Source organism: Spirochaeta thermophila DSM 6578 (assembly GCF_000184345.1).
Taxonomy (GTDB): domain Bacteria; phylum Spirochaetota; class Spirochaetia; order Winmispirales; family Winmispiraceae; genus Winmispira; species Winmispira thermophila.
Genome location: NC_017583.1, coordinates 422507 through 445215, shown reverse-complemented (window position 1 = coordinate 445215; position 22709 = coordinate 422507). Strand labels below are relative to the sequence as shown.

Annotated in this window: 14 protein-coding genes; 3 read left to right on the top strand and 11 right to left on the bottom strand. The window is 59.8% G+C overall.

Annotated elements, in window-relative coordinates:
* Positions 1 to 14: 14 nt before the first annotated feature.
* From SPITH_RS01840 to SPITH_RS01815, 6 genes are all read right to left on the bottom strand, one after another.
* Complete coding sequence (locus SPITH_RS01840) at positions 15 to 2777, bottom strand: glycoside hydrolase family 3 C-terminal domain-containing protein (RefSeq protein WP_245523420.1); 2763 nt, start codon at positions 2775 to 2777, stop codon at positions 15 to 17.
* 197 nt (positions 2778 to 2974) lie between these two features.
* Entirely contained in the window at positions 2975 to 5260 is a 2286-nt protein-coding gene (gene yicI, locus SPITH_RS01835) for an alpha-xylosidase (protein WP_014624048.1), read from the bottom strand.
* 174 nt (positions 5261 to 5434) lie between these two features.
* Positions 5435 to 6547: a hypothetical protein gene (locus SPITH_RS12060; RefSeq protein WP_014624047.1), complete on the bottom strand. Its 1113-nt coding sequence runs from the start codon at positions 6545 to 6547 to the stop codon at positions 5435 to 5437.
* A 157-nt stretch (positions 6548 to 6704) separates the two neighbouring features.
* A complete protein-coding gene (gene galK, locus SPITH_RS01825; RefSeq protein WP_014624046.1) occupies positions 6705 to 7757 on the bottom strand; it encodes a galactokinase in 1053 nt (350 codons plus the stop codon).
* Entirely contained in the window at positions 7735 to 8709 is a 975-nt protein-coding gene (gene galT, locus SPITH_RS01820) for a galactose-1-phosphate uridylyltransferase (protein WP_014624045.1), read from the bottom strand. The genes galK and galT overlap by 23 nt, the downstream gene beginning before the upstream one ends.
* Positions 8710 to 8711: 2 nt before the next feature.
* Positions 8712 to 10454, bottom strand: coding sequence for a glycoside hydrolase family 36 protein (locus tag SPITH_RS01815; protein WP_245523419.1), 1743 nt, complete (start codon positions 10452 to 10454; stop codon positions 8712 to 8714).
* A gap of 225 nt (positions 10455 to 10679) precedes the next feature.
* Here SPITH_RS01815 and SPITH_RS01810 point away from each other — a divergent pair, with 225 nt between their 5' ends.
* The 3 genes from SPITH_RS01810 (at position 10680) to galE (ending at position 14162) form a co-directional block, all read left to right on the top strand.
* A complete protein-coding gene (locus SPITH_RS01810; RefSeq protein WP_014624043.1) occupies positions 10680 to 11834 on the top strand; it encodes a glycoside hydrolase family 53 protein in 1155 nt (384 codons plus the stop codon).
* A 137-nt stretch (positions 11835 to 11971) separates the two neighbouring features.
* Complete coding sequence (locus SPITH_RS01805) at positions 11972 to 13045, top strand: 3-isopropylmalate dehydrogenase (protein WP_014624042.1); 1074 nt, start codon at positions 11972 to 11974, stop codon at positions 13043 to 13045.
* 142 nt (positions 13046 to 13187) lie between these two features.
* Positions 13188 to 14162 (top strand): UDP-glucose 4-epimerase GalE, encoded by a 975-nt coding sequence (galE, locus tag SPITH_RS01800; protein ID WP_014624041.1) that lies wholly within the window; start codon positions 13188 to 13190, stop codon positions 14160 to 14162.
* Between the two features lie 57 nt (positions 14163 to 14219).
* Here galE and SPITH_RS01795 read toward each other — a convergent pair whose 3' ends face one another.
* The 5 genes from SPITH_RS01795 to SPITH_RS01775 all read right to left on the bottom strand — a co-directional run bounded on the left by SPITH_RS01795 (position 14220) and on the right by SPITH_RS01775 (position 22194).
* A complete protein-coding gene (locus SPITH_RS01795) occupies positions 14220 to 16295 on the bottom strand; it encodes a beta-galactosidase (protein WP_014624040.1) in 2076 nt (691 codons plus the stop codon).
* A gap of 104 nt (positions 16296 to 16399) precedes the next feature.
* Entirely contained in the window at positions 16400 to 18616 is a 2217-nt protein-coding gene (locus SPITH_RS01790; RefSeq protein WP_014624039.1) for an AraC family transcriptional regulator, read from the bottom strand.
* Positions 18617 to 18703: 87 nt separating this feature from the next.
* Positions 18704 to 20257 (bottom strand): ABC transporter substrate-binding protein, encoded by a 1554-nt coding sequence (locus SPITH_RS01785; RefSeq protein WP_014624038.1) that lies wholly within the window; start codon positions 20255 to 20257, stop codon positions 18704 to 18706.
* 50 nt (positions 20258 to 20307) lie between these two features.
* On the bottom strand, positions 20308 to 21201 hold the full coding sequence (locus SPITH_RS01780; protein ID WP_014624037.1) for a carbohydrate ABC transporter permease: 894 nt from the start codon (positions 21199 to 21201) through the stop codon (positions 20308 to 20310).
* A 9-nt stretch (positions 21202 to 21210) separates the two neighbouring features.
* Complete coding sequence (locus SPITH_RS01775; protein ID WP_014624036.1) at positions 21211 to 22194, bottom strand: ABC transporter permease; 984 nt, start codon at positions 22192 to 22194, stop codon at positions 21211 to 21213.
* Positions 22195 to 22709 lie beyond the last annotated feature (515 nt).

Sequence of the window (22709 nt, the reverse complement as noted above, 5' to 3'; positions counted from 1 at the left end):
CCTCTTCTCTGTGCTTACAAAACGATCCATAGTATCTCGGCCTCCCCTCTCCAGGAGATCGAGAGGTCATGGCTCCCCGAGGGGAAATGGAAGGGGATCACCACCTCCTTCCACTCATCCCCTGTGAAAGGAAGCGCACTCGCAATATTCACACTCTTCATACCGGATTCGACACGCAGCCCGGCTCCTTCCCCCCTATTCCTCACGAGAAGACGCATCTCTCGCCTCTCCGCCGCGCACTCCACCTTCTTGAACCGCACACGGGCGGTAGCTCCGGATGAGGGACGGAGTGCGGGGTAGAGATCTCGCCCCTCCACGAACCTACAGCCCTCGAAGTCGTCACACAGGGAGACAGGGATGCGAGTACCTGCAGTCCAGCAAGGAGGACCGGAAGCCTCCAGGGTGACCTCCTCTTCAAGGTGGATATCACGAGAGGACGACCCCACCTGGACCTTCCAGCGTCCTGGGATGGGGATGCGACGTCCGGCCGCAGGATGCCAGAACGAGAAGTCCCCGGCCGCAAGAAGCCAGGTAAGTTCTCTCTCTTCCCCCGGCACCAGGTGCACCCGGTCGAACCGCACCAGCACCTTCCTGGGAGAGAATGCTCCCATTGCAGGCGGCACGAGGTAGCACTGTACTACCTCATCGGAGGCCACAGCTCCCACGTTCCTCACCCTCACCTTGACCGTGAGTTCTGTCTCGGGCGTGAGTCGTGACGGTGAGCACTCCATACCTGTGTAGACACACTCCGTATAGGAGAGGCCGTAGCCAAAGGGGTAGAGGACGTCCTCTTCACGGGCATACCAGTAGGTCCTTCGCCCCTTGTGGATCTGGTAGTCGAAAATGCTCGAGAGCACAGAGGAGGATCGATACCAGGTGAGGCTGAGGCGTCCTGCGGGCGAAACATCGCCCAAAAGCACGTCAGTGAGCGCCCGACCCATCTCCTGCCCGCCGTGGGAGGAATAGAGGATGGCAGGGAGGTGTTCGTCCTCCCACGCAATCGAAAACGGATAGCTCCCTATGAGGATAAGCGCGGTGCGGGGATTCGCCTCAAAAGCAGTACGCACCAGAGCCTGCTGGAGGGGAGGAAGGATGAGGTCAGGACGGTCTACGGTCTCCTTGCCGTTGATGTAGGGGTTGTTTCCGCAGAAGGCCAGGACCACATCAGCCTTCCCCGCCAGTTCCCGGACCCGCTCGAGTCCCTCATCCACCACTTCGAGTTCGAACAGCTCGCGCATGGTATCGGCCCGATCTGAGAGATGCACCCTACCCGAGACATCACAGGAAAGATACTTCCCGTGCCAGGTGCGGATCGCATAGAGCCCTCCCACACGTTCTTCAAGGGAAAAGACCTCCTGGACGAACCAACCGCGCACCTGTTCCGCTGTGGCTGAGAGGTGAGTACCTTCAGGCGCGCAGGTGAGATACCTCCGGGAGGCCACGGACCTGAAGGTATGGCTTCCCCACCCCCAATCGAGCCAGTCCCAGAGGCCCTCTGCTGCCGGTATTTCCCCCGGGGGGGAGAGGGAGATATTCCCCTTTTCGTCTGATGCGAGCCACCGGTGGTAGGCAGCAGATCGGAATCTCACCCGTGAGGAACCTTCCTCATACCAGACCTCCGCACCAGTGAGCCGCTCCTTGAGGGCATCGAGGGGCGTGACTACATAGGGGAGGGTCCCGCTGTACCAGTCGGTGTGCACCTCATGTGCAAGGGGACCTACCACCGCCACTCTCTTCAGAGTATGTGCGTGCAGGGGGAGGAGGCCCCGGTTCTTGAGGAGCACCACGCTTTTCTGAGCGGCTTCCCGGGCAATCCGGGCATGGGAAGGAGCACACAGGGCGTCCTTCGTGATACCGGCGTAGGGATTCCGATCTGGGGGATCGAATTCGCCAAGCCTGAACCGTATGCGGAAGATGTTCCTGAGCGCGGTATCCAGGTCTTCCTCTTTGAGGAGCCCTCGCTCCAGGGCATGGCGAAGGGAGTCGATCACGATGGTGCGGTCATCCTCGGTGATGGCATCCACTCCGGAGCGGATGGTGGCGGCGATGGATTCGACGTGATCCTCGAAATAGGCATGCATCCCCACCGTCATACCGAAGTCCGCTGCATCGGTCACCACGAAGCCCGGAAGGCCCCACTCCTCTTTCACCAGCCTCTTCACCGCAGGGTGGATGAGGCATGGTATGCCGTTGACCGCGTTGTAGGCGGTCATGATGCACGTGACGCGTGCCCTCTCTATGATCCGCCTGAAGACCTCGAGGTAGTAGTTGTGCATGAGCCAGGGGTGCATCTCGGAGGAGGAAATACCCCGATCTGTCTCGTTGTTGTTTGCGAAGAAGTGCTTGAGGGTCGCTCCCATCCTGAGGTAGAAGGGGTGATCGCCCTGCATCCCCCTCACCAGGCTTCCTGCGAGCTCCGAGGCAAGGCACGGGTCCTCACCGTAGGCCTCTTCGGTCCTCCCCCAACGGGGATCCCTCACCAGGTCCACCGTGGGTGCCCAGAGGGTAAGGCCGAACTCGGTCCCCAGGATATCCCGGTAAGCCCGTGCCTCCACCCCTATCACCTCGCCGATGCGTCCAAGGAGATCCCTATCCCATGTGCATGAAAGCCCTACAGGCTGAGGGAAGACCGTGGCCTTACCTACCCATGCCACACCGTGGGCTGCCTCTCCTCCAATGGGATAGGGATCGATCCCTAACCTGGGAACAGCCGCCTGACGCACAGGAATGAGGGAGATTTTCTCCTCCAGCGTGAGGCGAGAGACAAGATCGTTCACCCTCTCCTCGAGGGGAAGATCCGGGTTTCTATAAAGTTCTTGACCTGGAGAAACATCCCTCCTCACATACACCTCACACACATGGCAGTATCACGATTGTATCACCCCCCCGATGCCCTGGCTAGGAAGATATTGGCCAAAAGTTGGACAATATTGCTCTTTTAGCCACCGCCCTCACAAAAAAAGAGGGACGGGCTCTACCGTCCCTCTTCAGAGAGAAGTCTCACCTCCCCCTCTCTCGAGAGGGAACATTCCACAGATCCCTCTCCCGCATCCCCATGTACCACCAGCCTCGCTTCTGAGAACCCGTTACTCTCGAACCTCACCCTTTCTCCCATTCTCTCGAGTCGGAGCGAGGCTACCCCCCTCCCCCGGGCATCCACCTGTTCCCACGAGACAACACCCGGCGAGGGCAGAAAAGCCTCACACACAATCCCTCGCGTGTAGTCGTACACCGCCCCTTCTTCTCTCCCCAGGATCACCAGCGACCCTTCCCGCTGGAAGAGGGGAAGGGAAAAGTAGTCGTATGTCCTCCTGAACCACCCTGGCCCTCTGAGCACCTCACCATCGAGGAGGTGGCGCCAGAGCCCTGGAGGAAGGTAGAACTCCACCTCGCCGCTCTCGCTGAAGACCGGGGCCACGAGAAGCGCAGGACCGAGCAGGTACTCCCTATCCACGTAGCGGCATCCAGGATCGGCTGGAAACTCCAGGAGGAGAGGCCGCATCACCGGCACGCCCCGCCTATGGGCCTCAACCGCTACGGTGTAGAGATAGGGCATGAGGCGGTGCTTGAGGGAGGTGAAGAAGCGCACCACCTCCACTGCCTCCTCGTCGAAGAGCCAGGGCACCCTGTAGGACTCGTTCCCGTGAAGCCTGCTGTGGGAGGAGAGGAGCCCAAAGGCCACCCAGCGCTTGTAGAGGTCGGGCGTCGCGGTCTTCTCGAATCCTCCTATGTCGTGACTCCAGAACGCAAATCCAGAGAACATGAGGGAAAGCCCTCCGCGGAGACTCTCTGCCATGGACTCATAGGTGGAGACGCAGTCGCCTCCCCAGTGGACCGGGAATTGCTGTCCCCCTGCTGTGGTCGCACGGGCAAAGCAGACCGCCTCTCCCCGTCCTCTCTTTCTCTCCAGCACCTCAAATACCGTCCGATTATAGAGAAACGAATAGTAGTTGTGCATCCGAATAGGGTCCGACCCGTCGTAATAGACCACATCCACCGGGATGCGCTCACCGAAGTCGGTCTTGAAGGAATCCACCCCCATCTCCAGGAGGTCCTCAAGCTTCGAGGCAAACCACTCACGCGCGCGCGGATTGGTGAAATCCACGATCGCCATCCCCGCCTGCCAGTCATCGGTCTGCCACACCGTGCCATCGGGCCTCTTGAGGAAGAACCCACCCTCAAGGCCTTCCATAAAGACTTCCGACTGCTGGGCGATGTAAGGATTGATCCACACGCACGAGCGTACTCCCTGTTCCTTGAGCCAGGCGAGGAGGCCCTCCGGATCGGGGAACCGCTCCCTGTCCCAGAGGAAGCTCGTCCAGTGGAGTCCCTTCATCCAGAAACAGTCGAAGTGAAACACACTCAGGGGGATTCCCCGGTCCTTCATCTCGGTGACAAAGCTCCGTACCGTGGCATCATCGTAGTCCGTGATAAAGGAGGTGGTGAGCCACAGACCAAACGACCAGGCGGGAGGAAGGGCCGGCTTGCCGGTAAGATCGGTGTACTTCTCGAGCACCTCCATAGGGTCCGGCCCGTATATGATGAAGTACTCGAGCCGTTCGCCCGGCACACTGAACTGAACCCTGGAGACCTTCTCCGAGCCCACCTCGAACGAGACCGGGCCCGCATCGTTCACGAATACCCCATAGCCCCTCGAGCTCAGGTAGAAGGGTACGTTCTTGTAGGCGAGCTCGCTGCTCGTCCCGCCATCACCGTTCCATATCTCCACCACCTGGCCGTTCTTGACAAACGGGGTAAAACGCTCACCAAGACCATAGATCAACTCGTCCACACTGAGCCGTAACTGCTCATGGAGGAAGGCCTCGCCCTCCGAAGTGACCACATAACCCAGGTTCTTCTCCTTCGAGTCGGTGAGGAACCGCCCCTCTCCCAGGAACTCGAGTCCCCACCTGGTGGTGGAGAGCCGCGCCGAAAGCCTCCCGGAAGAGACCATCAGGGCCTCCTCGGCCTCCTCTACCCGAAGGGGAAGGGGGCTCCTCCTCTCCGGGAGGAGGAGATCGGGGGCCTTGGGCACTCCTCCGAGGTGATGTACCACTTCCACACCGAGGACATCTTCCCTCGGCGACCATATCCGCACCGTGAGGAGGGGGACGTTGAGGGTATCACCCCTGTGTCGAACCTCTGTGCAGAGCACATAAGCCTTTACCTCTGTCTCCTCCCTGATCACCTCCCACACCGTACGAGGGAAAAAAGGAGTCACTCCCTTGCGCATCCGCCAGTACCCGTCGGTGAACTTCATCACGCCTCCTGGAGAAACCTCTTTATAAGAGACACTATAAAAGCGATCTCCCCGTCTATTCTATGCGAATTTTCCCCACGTCATCTTGGCCAATCTTGTGCTGAACATGGACAAAATTGCTCTCACCACCTATAGGAGAGTAGGGAGACAGCATAACACCCTGCCCTTCCTCTATCAGAACCCCGCTCGTGCAGAAAAAGGAATGCACCAGGAAATCTTTCCCTCGACATTCTCTATCTGGAGGCTCACATCGAACCAGCTGTTGGCGTCAAACCCCCACTCCACTCCTATGTTATATTGAGGTTCAAAGGCGAAATCTTCATTGAAAAGAAGAGGAACATCTCCCTGCTGCTGAATCCTCACATAAGGAATATACGTGCTGAGTGCATATGAGACTTTCACATCAAATGTCATGTACGAGGGGTCATCAGATCCACCAGTAAGTCGGAAGGTGAGTGGTATATGAGCCTGAAGGGAAAAATCTTCGAACGAATAGGAGAAATAGGGATCGAGTGAGATTCCTTGAAGCGCAAGGGGATCATCCGATGTCCCCCATGCGGACGCACTGGTATCGAATCTGAAGACAAATTGAAGGAATCCATACATTCCCTCAATGGCGGAGACGTCGAATCCGAACTTTGCGATTTTCTGCTCATGGGGTATCTCGGATGTTCCTTCTCCGAAACCATCATCTCGGAAAGAAGCTCCCACCGATCCTATTCCTGGAAAGGAGTATTTTACCACCGCTCCGTATCTCAGATCATTGGAGATGAGCTCTCCTTCCTGCATGAATCGAGTACCAAACCCCGGAGTGATTCCAAAGGCAAGATAGAGATTCTCCATCGGAGAGAGTTCCACTCCCACTCCTCCGCCTTCGTATCCTGCGTAGTTGGACCATCGAGTATCCCATGCCTGATACTGAGCATAACTCGCACCCGCAGGTGTTTGCCACCAGTCTAGCTGCTCTGTATAGAGATAAGACCCTACGTTTCCCACCGAGACAGTGACTACATCTATAGGTTTGAACCACACCTTTATTGATCTCAGCCTCAACAGGTTATCCTTATTGTTCTCCAATGGATACGCCCACACTCTAAAGTACATCCCGGCTCGTTTCCCGTTCACCCACACAGTGAGGGAGTCATCGTCCTTCTGCTCCTGGTTATTGAGAAGGAAACCATTCGTACCCCACACTTCACCTGTCATATAGGCACTCGCGCCTACCTCCCCAAAAAGAGGAAGGAGGAATGAAAGAAGCATTCCACAACAAAGAATCACCTTTTTCATGTGCCCCTCCTCATGATAAAGAATGGAACCTCCGACAGAGGACCTAGGGACACATGATAGGACTTCTTTCCCGTGGAGTCGTGGGAAATATTGCTCGTTTATTGGGGGATGTTGCTTCTTCAACCACTATGGGGGAGGAAGACACTCATCCTCATGATCAGTCCACCCTCCCCACCCCATCCGCGCTCCTCACCCGCAGCACCCCGGCCTCCACCCCCCACCGCGCCCCGTACTCCCCCAGCACCCCCTCGAGCCCATCCGCCACTCCCTCCCTCGCGAGCACCAGCACCGAGCCACCGAACCCCCCTCCCACCATCCGAGCCCCGTACACCCCCTCCACACCCTCCACCCGCTCCACCAACCAGTCGATCTCCTCGCAGGAGACCTCGTAGTCGTCCCGGAGACTCCGGTGCGAGGCAGAGAGCAGCCTCCCCACCTCCGCCACATCCCCCCTTTCGAGGGCATCCACCGTCCGCATCACACGCTCGTTCTCCGTGAGCACATGCCGCGCCCTCCGGCGGAGCGGATCGGGAAGCCCATCCACCTCCTCCGGCCGCACCTCCCTGAAACTCCCCTTCCCCAGCCGCTCCAGCACCGCCGCACACTCCGCCCGCCTCGTGTTGTACCCCGAGGAGGCCAGCTCGTGCTTCACCCCCGAGTTCACCAGGAAGAACTCCGCCCCCGGAAGAGAAATCGGCACCAGCCTGAACTCGCGCGTGTGCGTATCGAGGAGCAACGCGTGCCCCTCCCGCCCATGCGCCACCACGAACTGATCCATGATCCCGCACCGCATCCCCACGAACTCGTTCTCCGCCTCCCACGCCGCCTCCACCAGGAGATCCCTGTCCAGCTCGTACCCGCTCGCCGCACACACCGCCGCCCCGGTCGCCACCTCCAGGGCCGCCGAACTCGAGAGCCCCGCACCATCCGGCAGCGTGGCCCTCACCAGGAGCCGGGCCCGCCTGAGCGAAAGACCACGCTTCCTCAACGCCCACACCACCCCGGCCACATAGTCCGACCAGTCACCTCTCCGCTCATCAGGGGAGAACGGCACCTCCTCCCCCGTCCTCTCAGACCACACCACCCACCGATCCGACGGCTCCACCTCCACCTCGATCCACCGATCGATCGCAAACGGGAGGACGAACCCATCGTTGTAGTCGGTGTGCTCGCCGATGATATTCACCCTACCGGGCGCCCTGAACCTCATCCTGAACCTCCTTCACACAGGCTGCGAGACGTGCGGCCGCCTCCTCCGGCGGCACCGGATTGATGAACGCACCCGTCCCCGTCTCCACACTCGCCATCCACTTGAGCTTGTCCTTATCCCTCTTGGGAGGATCGAACTCCACGTGAAAGTGGAAGAACGGCGAGGCCACCCTAAGCGGAGCCGGGAAGAACATCATCATGTAGGGAAACGGTTCATCGAAGAGCCGATCGTAGGCCGCGGTCACGGTCTTGAGCATCCGTGCAAACTCGGCCCGTTCCTCGAACGAGAAGTACATGAGGTTGTCCACATGCCTCACCGGGTAGATATGTACCTCGTAAGGGAACCTCGCGTAGAACGGCACGAGGGCCACGAAGTGCTTCCCCTCCAGGATGATCCGCTCACCCCGGGCCCGCTCCTCCTCGAGCACCGCACACACCGGACATCGTCCGTGCTCCTCGCCGAAGGCCGCCGCCGCCTCCACCTTGGCCTTCACCCGGGGCGGGAGGAAAGGAAAGGCATAGATCTGACCATGCGGATGAGGGAGTGAGGCCCCCACCTCCTTCCCCCTGTTCTCGAAGATGAACACATATTCCACGAACGACAACGATGAGAGCTCCCTCATCCGATCGCACCACATGTGGACCAGCTTCTCCACCTGAGCGGTCTCCATCTCGGGGAGGGCCCCCTCGTGTTTCGAGGTGTACACCACCACCTCGCATACCCCTCTCGCCGCCGCCCGCCTCAACACCGGCGAGAGATCCTCCACCTCCTCGGCCTCACGGGAGAGCGAAGGAAAGCGATTCTCGAAACTCACCAGGTCGTAGTCCCCCGGAAGCTCGAGCCCACCCGGGCAGATGGGGCACTCGGACTGACCCGGCTGCACCGGCCGCCGCTGCGTGGCCCCCGAGACGATCACCCACTCACCGGTGAGCACGTTGTAGCGGAGTTCCATAGCTACTCCTCCCTGTGGTAGTACGTAAATCGCCGACCATCCCGCTCCTCCACCCGCCGCGAAAGACCAAGGGCCTGCTCCTCCCTCTCCAGCACCGTCCCATGAGGAGGCACCGTGGTGCCCTCCACCACCTTCGCCTCTTCAGAGAGGTTCACCAGAAGCCGCACCATCCCGCTCCTCGTCCCCTCGGAGATGACCTCATAGCAGGCCTCACCACACCTGCGCACATGGGGCCGCCCCCCTGTGAGGGACAGGGCCTCGTGCAGGAGCGCCTTTCCCTCCTCATCAACCAGGGCCAGGTCATCGCTGTCCACCAGCATCCCGTCGAGCGCCCCGGCCGTCAACGCGAACGTGCGCCTCTCCTCCTCAGAGAGCGAGATCCGCTCCTTCCTCAGGAGGAGGCAGTCGGGATCGTTGAGCCAGAACCGTCGGTGCATGAAGGCACGGTGGAGGGCGTTGCGGAGGGCGTACCGAATCGCCGGCGCACCGTTGTCGGGGATACTACGATCCCAGAAGGGAGTGGTGTCGGGCCCGATCCGCATCCCGTCCACCAGACCCACCGAGGGGAGGAGCGGCGCCCCGCACCCCAGGATGAAGGCATCACCGACCGCCTCCCGGATCGTCTCGAGTCCCATCCGGTAGGCCTCCACCGGGCTCACCTTCAGGTATCGCTCCCCCGGAACAGCCCCTGCGAAGAGAAAGTCTATCTTGAAGTACTCGTACCCTACAGCCCTAAGCGAGGAGAAGAGCCCCGTGAGGTGATCCTGCACCTCGGGATTCGAGAGATCGAGTGCATGGATGTCCTTGTCCCAGTTCCTGAAGGCCACACGCGGACGACCGTCCTCCTTCACGAACCACTCCGGATGCTCCCTGAAGACCCGGGAGGTGGAGGAGGCACAGAACGGAGCGGTCCATATCCCCGGCCTGAAGCCCGCCTCCTTGATCACCCTCGCCATCTCCTCCACCGACGGAAACCCCTCCCTCGGCTCGAGCCAGTCACCGATATCGGCCTCGTAGGCATCGTCCACCTGGAAGACCTCGAACGGCCATTCCCTCGCACGGGCGAGGTTCTTTCGCACCTCATCCCAGGTGAGGTCGAGGAAGTAGTGGTACCAGCTGCACCACCCCAGAGGCGAGTACGCAGGTACCCGCGCCCGGTTCTCCCTCCCCGCCATGGTCGCATACCCCTCCAGAAGCTCCCACATTCTCGCCCCCTCCAGCACCACAAGCGGCTCGAGGGGGACCGGCTCCTCGAACTCCCTGTCGAAGAACTCGAGGTAGCCCACCAGTTCCTCCCCCTCCACGGTGAAGAACCCGTGCGCATACCGCGAGGTGAGGAATCCCGCCATCCCGTGCTCCCATGCCACCAGGTAGTCGCTCACCACCCCCTCGCGCATGAGCTCAGGCACCGGGGAGACGGTATACCGCCAATCCTCGTACTGACGCTCGCCCCAGGGGAACCGCCACCCCTCATCCACAAGTGGACATGCCCCCCATGACTCCCACGAGTGGAGCAGAAGGGGGAACCGGAGCGGCAGACGCACCACCTCGAGCCGTCCCGGCCTCCCCTCCACGGTCCCACGTACCACCCAGCCGAGGGGTACACGTTCGACCTGGAACGAGAGAGAGCCTCCTTCGAAGGAATGGACGAAACACCCTTCCTGTACATGCACACCACACAGCCTCACCTGTTCCTCCTTACCACCGATCTCCTCCTTTATCGCACCCACGGCCCCATCTGTCAAGTTTTCCCTCACCATGCCCTTGGTTCCACCGACTTATTGAAAAAATTATGACCCGGTACACGTCGGAATATCAGAACTACACTATGTTTCGGTAAGAATTTCTTCATTTTCTCGGTTTCGTTACTTTTTCCAATTTTTGAAAATTTACTGCATTCTCCCCACACCCTATCCTGGGATACAGCCCGCGCGATGCGCGGAGTCCACTACACCACTACGGAGGTCGCTATGCGACACAAGATCTTCACTCCCCTGTGGCTCCTCCTCGGAGCGCTCCTTCTCACACTCCTCCTCGGAGGGTGCGGAAACGAGATCTTCGGCTCACACACCGATGTGGCCGATGATGTGGGGGCGAGAGCGACCAGCTCCCTCCAGATCGGGGTGGACCTCTCAGAGGCACTCTATGCCCAGAACCACGGGGTCCAGTACAGGGACACGAACGGTCAGGTGAAGGACGTCTTCCAGATCTTCAAGGATCACGGCTACACCTGGGTGCGTGTCCGCGTCAACGTCGATCCGCCCGACAATCCCAACTACGCCATGTTCACCGACCTCACCTATGCGAAACAGCTCGGTGCCATCGCCAAGAGCAAGGGGTTCAAACTCCTCGTCGACTTCCACTACTCCCACTGGTGGGCCGACCCGGGTAACCAGTGGACACCCTCTGCCTGGCAGACGAGCAACATCAACACCCTCTGCACCTATGTGTACAACTGGACCAAGGATGCGATTACCCAGCTCAGGAATGCCGGGGCGGCGCCCGATATGGTGCAGATCGGCAATGAGATCACCAACGGCCTCCTGTGGGACCTCGGCGGCCCCTATCGGTCAGGTGGCTCATGGCGCAATATGGCATGGCTCATCAATTCCGGCATCAACGGGGTGAAAGATGCAGGAAGCAGCGCCAAGATCATGATCCACCTCGATTCCGGCGGGAGCCGATCCACCACCCAGAACTGGATCACCAACTTCCGGAACAACGACGGCCAGTGGGGGGATGTGAACGCCATCGGTCTCTCCTACTACACCATGTGGCAGGGCTCGCTCAGTGATCTTTCGAACAACCTCTCCTATGTGAACTCCCTCGGTAAAGAAGTATACATCGTGGAAACGGCCTACTACTGGGACACCAATCTAAAGGGCTACTCAGGAAGCCAGGTGCCCTATCCCCAGACTCCTCAGGGCCAGTACCAGTTCCTCCAGGCACTCAAGAACACGGTGTCTGCATACTCCAACGTCAAGGGCATCTTCTACTGGGGAGCCGCCTGGTGCCAGTCTTCGAAGTGGCTCAGCGCCCCCGGCTGGTCCGACGACGACGCCTCCCGAAGGTCCCTCTTCGACGATGACGCCGTGGCCACCATGGGCATCGACGGTCTGTTCTAACAGTCCCTCCGGGGCGGAGCTCTCGGGCTCCGCCCTTCTCCTCCCTCCGTTTCTCTCCATAAGTCCATGTTGATTTTTTTCTCGATTTATTCTACACCTGAACAATCCAGTCGACATCAACAAGCCCTGGAGGTGACATGAAAACCCACAAGATCGCAGTGATCCCTGGAGACGGCACAGGTCCCGAGGTGGTGGCCGAGGGAGTAAAGGTCCTCACGGCAGCCGCAGCGAAGTATGGATTCAAACTCGACTTCACGTATTTCGACTACGGCGGCGAACGCTACCTCAAGACCGGGAAGATCATTTCCGACGAGGAAGTGCAGGAGCTCACCCACTTCGATGCCATCTACCTCGGCGCCATAGGCCACCCAGACGTGAAACCCGGCATACTCGAGACCGGACTTCTCCTCAAAATCCGCTTCGACCTCGACCAGTACATCAACCTCAGACCGGTCAAGCTCTATCCCGGCGTCGATTGTCCGCTCAAAGACAAGGGGCCCGAGGATATAGACTTTGTGGTGGTCCGTGAGAACACCGGTGGGATCTACACCGGACACGGCGGCGTCACCCGAAAGGGTACTCCTGACGAGATCGCCACCCAGGTGATGGTCTACGACCGGAGGACCGTGGATCGCTGCCTCGAGTTCGCCTTCGAACTGAAAAAACGGCGGAATGCAGAGAGCGAGAAGTCCCGCAGCAAGCCCATCCACCTGGTCCACAAACGCAACGTCCTCACCCACTGCGGCGATCTCTGGTACCGGGCCTTCGAAGAGATGGGCGAGAGAGAGTATCCCGACATCCCCAGGGACTACATGCACGTGGACGCCACCACCATGTGGTTCGTGAAGAACCCCGAGTGGTTCGACGTCCTGGTCACGGAGAACCTCTTCGGTGACATCATCACCGACCTGGGTGCCATGATCCAGGGAGGCATGGGAATCGCCGCAGGGGGGAACATCAATCCGGAAGGCGTCTCCATGTTCGAACCCATCGGAGGCTCGGCCCCCAAGTACACCGGGAAGAAGATGATCAACCCTCTCGCCGCCATAGAGGCAGGAAGGATGATGCTCGATTTCCTCGGTGAGCACGAGGCGGCAAAGGCCATAGAGAAGGCGGTGGCCCTCACCTGTACGAAACTCGAGAGCCTCTCTGCAGGCAAGATGGGATACAACACCGAAGAAGTAGGCGACATGGTCGCCGAAGCGGTGTGACGGGCGAAGAGCGCATCGTTCGACAGGGGGCACGAGGCCCCCTGTTTTTTTGAGGTTCTTTACTTTTTGGACGAACTCTTCATTTCCACTGCCCCTCGTTTCCGCTATACTCACTACGAAATCCACCCGTGAAGGAGGATCCATGCGTTTCGTGCTCACAGGCGGAGCAGGGTACATAGGGAGCCACGTGTACCGGCTTCTCAAGGAACGAGGTCATGAAGTCGTGGTCTACGACAATCTCTCACACGGACACAGGGAGGCTGTGGAGCCTTCAGACCTCAGAGTCGGAGACCTCCACGACACCGAGAAATTCCGCGAGGTCCTCCTCTCCTTCAGGCCCGATGTGGTGATGCACTTCGCCGCATTCATCGAGGTGGGGATCTCCACGGAACGGCCCCTCGAATTCTTCGAGAACAACACCGTGGGGACCATCCGGCTCGTGCAGGCCATGATGCACACAGGGGTCCACCACTTCATCTTCTCGTCCACTGCTGCAGTCTACGGCCATCCCGAGAGGGTGCCTATCTCCGAGGATGCGCGGCTCACACCGGTAAACCCTTACGGAAGCAGCAAGGTGATGGTGGAGGAGTTCCTCCGGTCCCTCTCGGAGTGGAGCTCTTTCCGATACGTGGCGATACGGTACTTCAACGCCGCAGGGGCTGCCGAAGACGGATCCATAGGAGAGGCACACGACCCGGAGACCCACCTCATCCCTCTCATCCTCAAGGCTGCAAAGGGCGAACGCCCGCACATCACCATCTTCGGCACCGACTTTCCCACCCCCGATGGCACGGCCATCCGCGACTACATCCACGTCACAGATCTCGCCGAGGCCCACCTCCTCGCCGCCGAGTACCTCATGGACGGGGGGGAGAGCCAGGCCCTCAACTGCGGCTACTCCCGCGGCTACAGTGTGAGAGAGGTGATCGACACGGCGAAGAAGGTCACCGGCCGCGAATTCCCCGTCATCGAGGGGGATCGGAGGGCCGGCGATCCTCCTGCCCTGGTGGCCGACTCGTCACGTATGAGGACCATTCTGGGGTGGAAGCCAACCCGGGACGACCTCGCGTACATCATCAAGACTGCGTGGAACTGGGAACTCAACCGTAGGTACTGAGAGCCCGAGTACAGGAAGAGCCCCGGCGAGCCGGGGCTCTTCCTCTCACAGAGGCATTCACGACTTCAGCACCACGTACCCGTAACCGGGCAGGATGAGGGCACCCCGACGCTCCCCTTCTTCCACCATGTCCCTCCACGTGCCCTCGGAAAGATCCACGACCACGGGGTGCTCCCTGAAATTGAGGAGCCACAGGTAACGGGTTCCATCCTCCCCCACTCGCACCGACACATCCACCCCCTCCGGCACCACCCTGAGCGCCGGCACCACCCCTGCCTCCTCCATGAGCTCCCCCACCAGACAGTCGATGCCCTGCTGCGCAGGCAAGGTCCCCACGTAGTAGGCCCACCCCTCACCTCGTCTCACCCGCGTCGCCGCCGGACTCCCCGCGTAGAACCCGTTCCCATACACCGCGCGTACCTCCACCCCCTCATCCTCCACCGCGAGCACGTCGCACAGGAGGCGCCCCTCACACACCCCCCACACCCCTGCCACCTGCCGCACCTCCCCCTCCACCAGCACATCCACCTCCCGGCTCCGCACTCCCACCAGCCCCCTCAAGGGCCCCGGAAACCCACCCACATGGCAGAGGTCATGCTCCTCCACCACACCGCTCCACACTGTGGTCACGAACACCCCGCCTCCCTCCACGAATCCCCTCACCCGCTCTGCCCACTCCTCCTTCACCATGTACCAGAGCGGCGCTATCACCACACGATACGCAGACCAGTCTCCCTCTGGATGCAGGACATCGCACCCCACCCCCCGCCGGTGCCAGGCATCGAACCACCGCCAGCACTCCTCCACGTAGTCGAGCCGCCCATCGTTCCTCGGCCCCTGCGCATCCTCCATCGCCCATCGATTCTCCCAGTCGAAGACCACCGCCACCTCGGCCTCCACCCTGCTCCCCTTTACCTCTGCAAGCCGCTCCAGCACCCCTCCCAATTCCCTCACCTCCTGGAACACCCGGCTATCCGTACGCCGGTCGTGGTACATCACCGCACCGTGGAACTTCTCGGACCCACCCCGACCCGCACGCCACTGGAAGTACTGGACCGAATCCGCGCCGTGCGCCACTGCGTGGAGCGAGGAGAGCACGTGCATCCCCGGCCGCTTCGGCTTGCTCCACGGCTGCCAGTTCGTATGGCTCGGCGTACTCTCCATGAGGAGGAAAGGCTTCCCACCACCCAGACTTCGGTGGAGGGCATGCGCCCACGCCACCCCACTCGCGAGCACCCAGTCCCTTCCCGCAGGATCCCAGTTGTGATCGAGATCCCCACTCGCCACCCTCGGCGTCTCAGTTCCCCTCCCATGCCAGAGGGGATAGCTATCCCATGAGACCACGTCCAAGTGCGAGGCAAGCCGGAAGTAGTCGAGATCCCTCTGGAACCCCATGAGATTGGTCGTCACCGGGAGGGAAGACCCTCCATCCCTCAAGGCCCGCACCTCCACCAGCATGAACTCCACGGTCTGGTGCGTCACAAATCGACGCCAATCGAGGTTGAGACCGTGCAGATTGGGCTCACCAAGGGGGGAAGGCGATGCGATCTCCTCCCAACGCGTGTACCTGTGGCTCCAGAAGGCCGTCCACCACGCCCGATTGAGGGCCTCAAGATCCCCCTCATACCGATCGTAGAGCCATCGCCTGAAGGCCTCCTGACACAGATCGCAGTGGCACTCTCCTGAGAACTCGTTCGAGATGTGCCAGAGGATCACATGATCCCTCCGACCGTACCGCTCCGCGAGCCTCCTGTCGAGTTCGTACACCTTCTGACGGAACACCGGCGAGGTGAAGCAGTGGTTGTGTCGCTCGCCGAACAGACGCCGCCTCCTATCCGGTCCCACCCTGAGCACCTCGGGATACTTGTACGCGAGCCACCTGGGCCTCGCCCCGGACGGCGTGGCAAGAATCACCCGGATCCCCGCTCTCTCGAGCCTCTCCATCACCTCATCCATCCACTCAAACGAATACACCCCTTCCTCGGGCTCAAGGAGCGCCCAGGAGAAGGTCCCCAGCGTCACCGTATCGATCCGCGCCTCCCTCATGAGCGCGATATCCTGCTCGAGCACCTCGGGATCGTCGAGCCATTGATCGGGATTGTACTCGGCACCATGAAGAATCCTATGCTGCATATACTGTTCCTCCACACACAAGTGATAATGGATCTGCCCGCTCGGGTCATCCATGAGAACACCGCACCCACGGTCCGACCCGGTATCCGAAGCCCACGCCCCCTTCAGGAGGCCATCTCGCCCCTCCGCTGCGCCCGCTTGAGCCGGGCCTGTTTCCTGTACTCATTGGGCGTCAGACGGGTATACTTCTTGAACACCGCGTGGAAGTGCTGCTTGTTCGTGTACCCCACCATCTGCGGTATCTCGTACACGGGCGCCTCGGTGTTCACCAGGAAGTGGATCGCCCTGCTCACCCTCACCTCGTTGATGTAGTCCGTCATCGAGACACCCACGTACTTCTTGAAGAGCTGTCCCAGGTATCCCGAGGAGAGGCCTATCCTGTCGGCCAGGGTGGCCACTCCCAGGTTGAAGTCGTCGTACTCCTCCTCGATGATCCTGCAGACCTCCTGGACGAGCTTCTTGTGATCGCTCGTCCTGTCATCCTCCATGTGCCGCACGAAACGTCGCACCTCGGATTCGAACACTGCAGAAACCTCTTCAGGCCCTTGGGCCCGTTCAACCTCCTCGAGGAACCGGACAGGATCGAGGCCGAACGTCGACACCAGGAACTGATTCTCCTGCTCCACCGCCCTGAGGAAAGCCGTGCAGAGCCGGTACTTCACCGACTGGAACACATGATACCCGAAGCACCTGGTACCCTGGAACACCTCCTGCGCCACCGAGACCGCGGTCTCTGCATCCATGTGGTGCAGGGCCTCCAGAAACTCGTGCTCCTTGTTCTGAGGGTACTCGTAGTGTCCGCGGGAGAGCACGCCGAGATCCTCGTGGGTGAACACGGCCTTCCCCTCGAGGAACCTCCTGTTGGCGAGCAGACTACTCATCTGGTTGTAGAGACGGGGAAGCGAAGCCGCCCCCCTCGAAAACCCCGCTACATAGAGTCGCACCGACGTCCCCAGGGCCCGCTCCAGCCTGCGGTGCCACTCCTCGAAGATCTCCCTCTGTCCCTGCCCCGGATCGCGCTCGGTCTCCACCACGAGCAGGAACTCGTCCTCCCTCTGGAGCCACTCCCACCGTACCTCCTCCCAGCCTTCCACCTCCTCGAGGAGGTGCGCGTACCAGTCTGCGAGAGCCTCATCCCCCCCCTCCCTTTCGCACACCAAGAGCGCGTACCAGGAATGGGGAGAGACTCGAATGGCGAGCAGGTCCCCGGCATCTCCCACTCGTACAGAAGCCCCATCCGGCCCCTTGAGGAGGAGATCCGAGAGCACCCTCGTCTTGAAGAACGAACGGTACGGAACCTCCCCGTTCTGCTCTCTTGAGAGACTCCTGAGGAGGCGGGTGAGCCGGTTGGAGAGCAGGAACGAAACGAGGAATCCCGCCGCGAGAAAGGCTGTCCCGATCTTGAGCAGCTCCCTCCGTATCACGAAGATCTCGTTCACCGCCTGGGAGAGGGGCACCACCTTCCCCACCACCCATCCCATATCACGCAGGGTCTCGTAGACCAGGAGATAGGTCTCCCTCCGGGTCGCCACCGTGGTGACCAGCGGCTGTCCTTCCTCCGAACCCTGTCCCTGGATCGTGGTGCGGACGAGGCCCACCAGGTCCTCATCCTTCATCGAGGCACCGATGAGGGAGCCCTCACGATCGAGGATGAAGGCCGGATACCCCTCGGAAGCGTCGAGCGACTCCATGATGCTGGTAATCCACTCGTACGAGATGTTGATCGCCACCACGCTCGGTCGCCTGGTACGCACCCCCATCACGTTGTAGAGATAGGTGAACACCCTCCTCCTCTGCCCGCCGAAGGGGAAGTCGCCCTCGTACGACCTGAAGATCGGCGCAGGACTGTTGATCCAGCGTCCGTCCTCCATGAGTTCGAGAAACTCTCTGTCGTACATCTCCTCCACCGGGAGAGAGAGGTTGGTGGAGGCCGACGTGCTCAGGTAGCACCTCCCTGTCGCATCGTTGTAGATGTAGACCGAGTCGAGGTAGGGAATAAAGGTGGAGTACTTCTTGAGGCTCTGGATGGCGAGGTACTCCTCCTGCGGATCCTCGGGCGGCACGGTCAGCAGCGGGACGATCAGCGGATCGTTGTAGATCTGGATGAGGAGATTCGTGGCCAGGTTCTGCATGAGCCGTATCCCGGTGACGGCGTTGTGGATGTTCTGCCGCTCCACCCGGTAGAGCCTGCGGGCCACGATGGGCTGGATGGAGAGGTAGATCGTTACCGTGAGCACGATGATGGTGAGCCCCGCAGTGATCGAGAAGAAGAGGAGCGTCCTCCTCAGCACGTGCTTCCATGGTGAACCCTCGTTCCTCATACCCTCCTCATCATGGAACAACAATCGTGAAAGAGAAAAGGGAGGCCCGCCGGGGTACACCCGACGGGCGCATCCTCTCGGTACCGGTCAGTACTGGGCCATGTAGGCCTTCCACTGCTTGAGGATCTCGTCCTTCACCTTCCCGAGCCCTGCTGCGTAGAACTTGTCCATCACCTCAGGATAGGTGGCCGGATCCGCGATACCCCAGAGGAGCGGATCCACGTACTGCGTCTTCAGGTTGTCCACGGCCGCGAACTCGGCGAGGATCGGCTCCTTGTCGAGGTAGAAGCTCACGTACTTCCTGTCCACCGCCTTTGCGAGGTACGCGCTGTACCAATCCTTTATCACCTGCCAAGTGGAGGCGAACTTGAGCGGATTGAGGCGGTAGAACTTCTCCTCCCTCCATCCCCACGGACACGGCCTGTCCCAGGCGAAACCGGTACTGTCGACCGTCACGCCCTCCGGAAGCACGATCTGGCCGTTCTCGTCGAGATCCCAGTGTTTGCCGCGGATACCATAGCTCGTGAGGTCGTGATAGCGCTGGTCCTGGTGAAGCTTCTCCAGGAACATGAGGGCCCGCTGGGGATTCCGGGAGCTCGCCGGTACGGACATCCCGTTGTTGATCGCGGGAGCCTTGGTCGGGTGATCGAGATTCAGGTAGGGGTTCCAGTAGTCGAGCTTCCAATCGGGATGCTTGGCTGCCACCTGCTGGTACACCTCGTTCGCATTGAGCGGGTTGAGGAGGGTGACCGCACTCGTCCCGTTGATGAACGCCTCGCGGGACCCCACCTGGTTGGAGAGCACACCCTTGGGAATCGCTCCGGCAAGGTACAGACCCCGCGAGAACTCGATCGCCTCCCTGAAGGACGGATGCTCGAGGATGAACTCGGGCTCAGGGGTCGGATCGTCGTAAAACACGTAGAAGTACGGCATGAGCCCCTGGATGATATCCTCGCCTCCCGCCTTGGGGAACGAGGGCATGGCGGCGCAGATCGTCTCGGGATAGGTGGTGAGATCGAACTCGCCCGCATTGTAGGGGATGATACCCTTCTCGTTCTTGGCGAGGGTCACCAGGTAGGTCTCCAGGTCCTCGATATTCCTGATCTTCCCGAGTCCGTACTTCTCGGCGAGATCGAGCCGGTAGAGGAACCCGTTCCCGTAGGGATCGGTGTAGTTGAAGGGGAGCATGTACACGTGTCCGTTCACCGTGGCCTGCTTGAGCACATCAGGAGAGTAGCTCTGCCAGGTCACAGGCGCGTACTTCGGGGCCAGATCCTCCAGCGGAAGCAGGAGCCCCAACTTGGAGGCCTCCTGGTAGATCCCCCAGGGCGCCATGTGGACCAGGTCGAAAGCCTCACCCGAGGTGAGGAGGAGCCGCAACTTGGTCTTCCAGTCGGTCCAGGTGGTGAAGTTCACCTTGATGGTGGCGTTGAGCTCCTCCTTGGTGAGCTTGTTGAGCTCCTGGAGCATGAGCTCATAGTCGGGCACCGAGTCGCCCACGAGCCACATCACCAGCTCGACAGGCTTGAGTTCCTGCGTCCCGCCGGCGGTTTCCCCCTCCTGAGCCCCGGTCGCCCAGAGCCCGAAGGAGAGCAGCACCATGAGGAGGCCGAGCCATACGCCCTTTACGACATTCCTCATACGTCACTCCTTACCAGTATAGTATATCTTCCACCGGGTAACACCCGGATTCATCCCTTGATCGCCCCCTTGCTCAAGCCGGTGACGAAGAACCGCTTGATGAAGGGGAAGATGATCGCGATCGGAAGAATCGCGATCACGGTCATCGCCATCTTGAAACTCTCGGTGGGCACCGAGGGGAGCACGATCCCCGCATTCGCAATGGCATTCTGCACCGAGAGGAAGTTGTGGAGCATGGTGTAGAGATAGTACTGGAAGGGATACAGTGCCTTGTCCGTGATATAGAGCATGGCCTGCACCCAGTCGTTCCAGTAGTAGAGAATCTGGAAGAGTGCGATGGTGGTGATGCCCGGCATGGCCATGGGAATCACCAGCCTCGTCATGATCGTGAACTCCTTCGCCCCATCGATCCTCGCCGACTCCACCACCGAATAGGGTATCTCGGTGAAGAAGTTCCTGAGCAGGAAGAGATTCCAGGCCGTGATCCATTGAGGAAGGATGAGGGCAAGGAGGGTGTTCTTCAGGTGGAGGTACCGCACCATGAGGATGTAGGTGGGGATGAGCCCGCCCGAGAAGATCGCCGTGAAGTAGATGAAGATCGAGAAGAACCGCTTGTAGGCGAACTCCGGCTGTATGAGCACGTACGCCACCATGCACGCCACGAACACACTCGTGATCGTCCCCGTTGCAGCCACCAATACACTTATCCACAGGGCCTGAAGCACATCCTTGGGCGCCTTGAACAGGATGCGGTACGCATCGAACGAGAACTCCCGCGGGATGAACCAGAACCCATGCTGATAGATGGACTCCTCGGAAGAGAGCGATCCCGACACCACGAGGAGAAGCGGTGCCACGCACAGAATCACCACCACGATCAGCAGGCCGTATCCTACGAACTGGAACACAAGCCCTTCCCTGGACATAGGTCTTCCGAACCGCATGAGATCCTCCTAGAAGAGTGCGTACTGGGGGCGGACCTTCTTTACCACCCCGTTCACGATCATCATGAGCAGGAAACCGAAAAACGACTGGAACAGCCCCGCCGCGGTCCCCAGCCCCACATCGAAGTTGGTGATGAGCATCCTGAAGACATAGGTGTCCACCACGTCGGTCGCCTCGAAAAGCTGACCGTTGTTCCCTATCACGTTGTAGAAGAGATCGAACTGCCCTTTGAAAATACTCCCCAACTGGAAGAGGACGATGGTGAGGAGCGTGACCTTCAGGTACGGCACGGTGATGTGCCATATCCTCGCGAGGGTGGAAGCCCCATCGATCTCGGCCGCTTCGTAGAGTTCGGGGTCGATCCCCACGATGGTGGTATAGTAGATGATGCTCGTGTACCCCACCCACTTCCACGAGTTGAGGAAGGTGAGGATAAAGACCCACACGTTCGGCATCTGGTACACGTTCACGGGCTCGGCTCCCCAGGCTTCCAGAAGGTTGTTGAACACCCCGAACTCGTAGCTGAAGATGTTGTACACGATGGCCCCCACCACCACGTATGAGACAAAATAAGGAAAGAAGGTGAGCGAATGGAGCAGGTTGTTGAGCTTCTTCAAGCGGAGCTCCGAGATGAGAATGGCCACCATCATCCCCAGGGCCTGACACGTGATCAGGAAGATCACGTTGTAGAACACCGTGTTGAAGAGGATCCTTCCGAAGGCCCCTGAAACGAAGAGGAACTTGAAGTTGGAAAGCCCCGCCCAGGGACTCTTCCAGAAACCGAGCGCCGGAATGTAGCGCTTGAACGCCAAGATGAGCCCCGCCATGGGTGCATAATTGAAGATGAGAAGATAGACGGTCACGGGAATGAGCATGACGAGGAACTGCCTGTTCTTCTTGAGCGTCGTCAGGAACGAGGCCGACCCCCTCGAGGGGGATCCGGACGGGGAGATGGATCCCGCCTCCTCCCCCACAGATCTGATCTCAATCATCCACACCTCCGGTCGTTTGTGATCAGCATTATGATGGCCCCTCGACTCCCGGTTGTAAATGAACAGTTTTTCAACAAAGTAAACTTTTTTCGACGAAAAGGTGTGCAAAAAAGGTTACTCGAACCCTCAGCCCTCTCACGCTCCCTCTCTCCGCCGTGTCCTCCACAGCCTGCCGGTGTACGGAAGATGATGTGACAATGAAACAGTTCCCTATACACTGAAAGGGGTTAGTGAGGATCTCCCCAGGATTCTCAAGAGGAAACACCCCTGGAATTCATCCGGAAATTCAGAGGTTTTCCACAATATTCACACGTTTTCCACAAGCCTTTCCCCTCACCTCAGATCCCGGACACGCGGGCAAGGGGAAGGGGTTGGAAATTTTGGAGATTTTAGAGATTTTTTTGATATTCCTCTTGACATTTTCACTCCACCTGTAGTATATTCTGAATCAGGTAATGGAACGATGTTCCTTCTCGGGTTTCACCTCCTTTCCCGAGAAGGACGCGAAGAGTTAC

Bases quoted from the DNA above. Each gene is read 5' to 3' on its own strand.
- galT (WP_014624045.1), bottom strand. From the start codon at position 8,709: ATGGAACTCCGCTACAACGTGCTCACCGGTGAGTGGGTGATCGTCTCG.
- SPITH_RS12060 (WP_014624047.1), bottom strand. From the start codon at position 6,547: ATGAAAAAGGTGATTCTTTGTTGTGGAATGCTTCTTTCATTCCTCCTT.
- SPITH_RS01805 (WP_014624042.1), top strand. From the start codon at position 11,972: ATGAAAACCCACAAGATCGCAGTGATCCCTGGAGACGGCACAGGTCCC.
- SPITH_RS01790 (WP_014624039.1), bottom strand. From the start codon at position 18,616: ATGAGGAACGAGGGTTCACCATGGAAGCACGTGCTGAGGAGGACGCTC.
- yicI (WP_014624048.1), bottom strand. From the start codon at position 5,260: ATGAAGTTCACCGACGGGTACTGGCGGATGCGCAAGGGAGTGACTCCT.
- galE (WP_014624041.1), top strand. From the start codon at position 13,188: ATGCGTTTCGTGCTCACAGGCGGAGCAGGGTACATAGGGAGCCACGTG.
- galK (WP_014624046.1), bottom strand. From the start codon at position 7,757: ATGAGGTTCAGGGCGCCCGGTAGGGTGAATATCATCGGCGAGCACACC.
- SPITH_RS01795 (WP_014624040.1), bottom strand. From the start codon at position 16,295: ATGCAGCATAGGATTCTTCATGGTGCCGAGTACAATCCCGATCAATGG.
- SPITH_RS01775 (WP_014624036.1), bottom strand. From the start codon at position 22,194: ATGATTGAGATCAGATCTGTGGGGGAGGAGGCGGGATCCATCTCCCCG.
- SPITH_RS01780 (WP_014624037.1), bottom strand. From the start codon at position 21,201: ATGCGGTTCGGAAGACCTATGTCCAGGGAAGGGCTTGTGTTCCAGTTC.
- SPITH_RS01810 (WP_014624043.1), top strand. From the start codon at position 10,680: ATGCGACACAAGATCTTCACTCCCCTGTGGCTCCTCCTCGGAGCGCTC.
- SPITH_RS01785 (WP_014624038.1), bottom strand. From the start codon at position 20,257: ATGAGGAATGTCGTAAAGGGCGTATGGCTCGGCCTCCTCATGGTGCTG.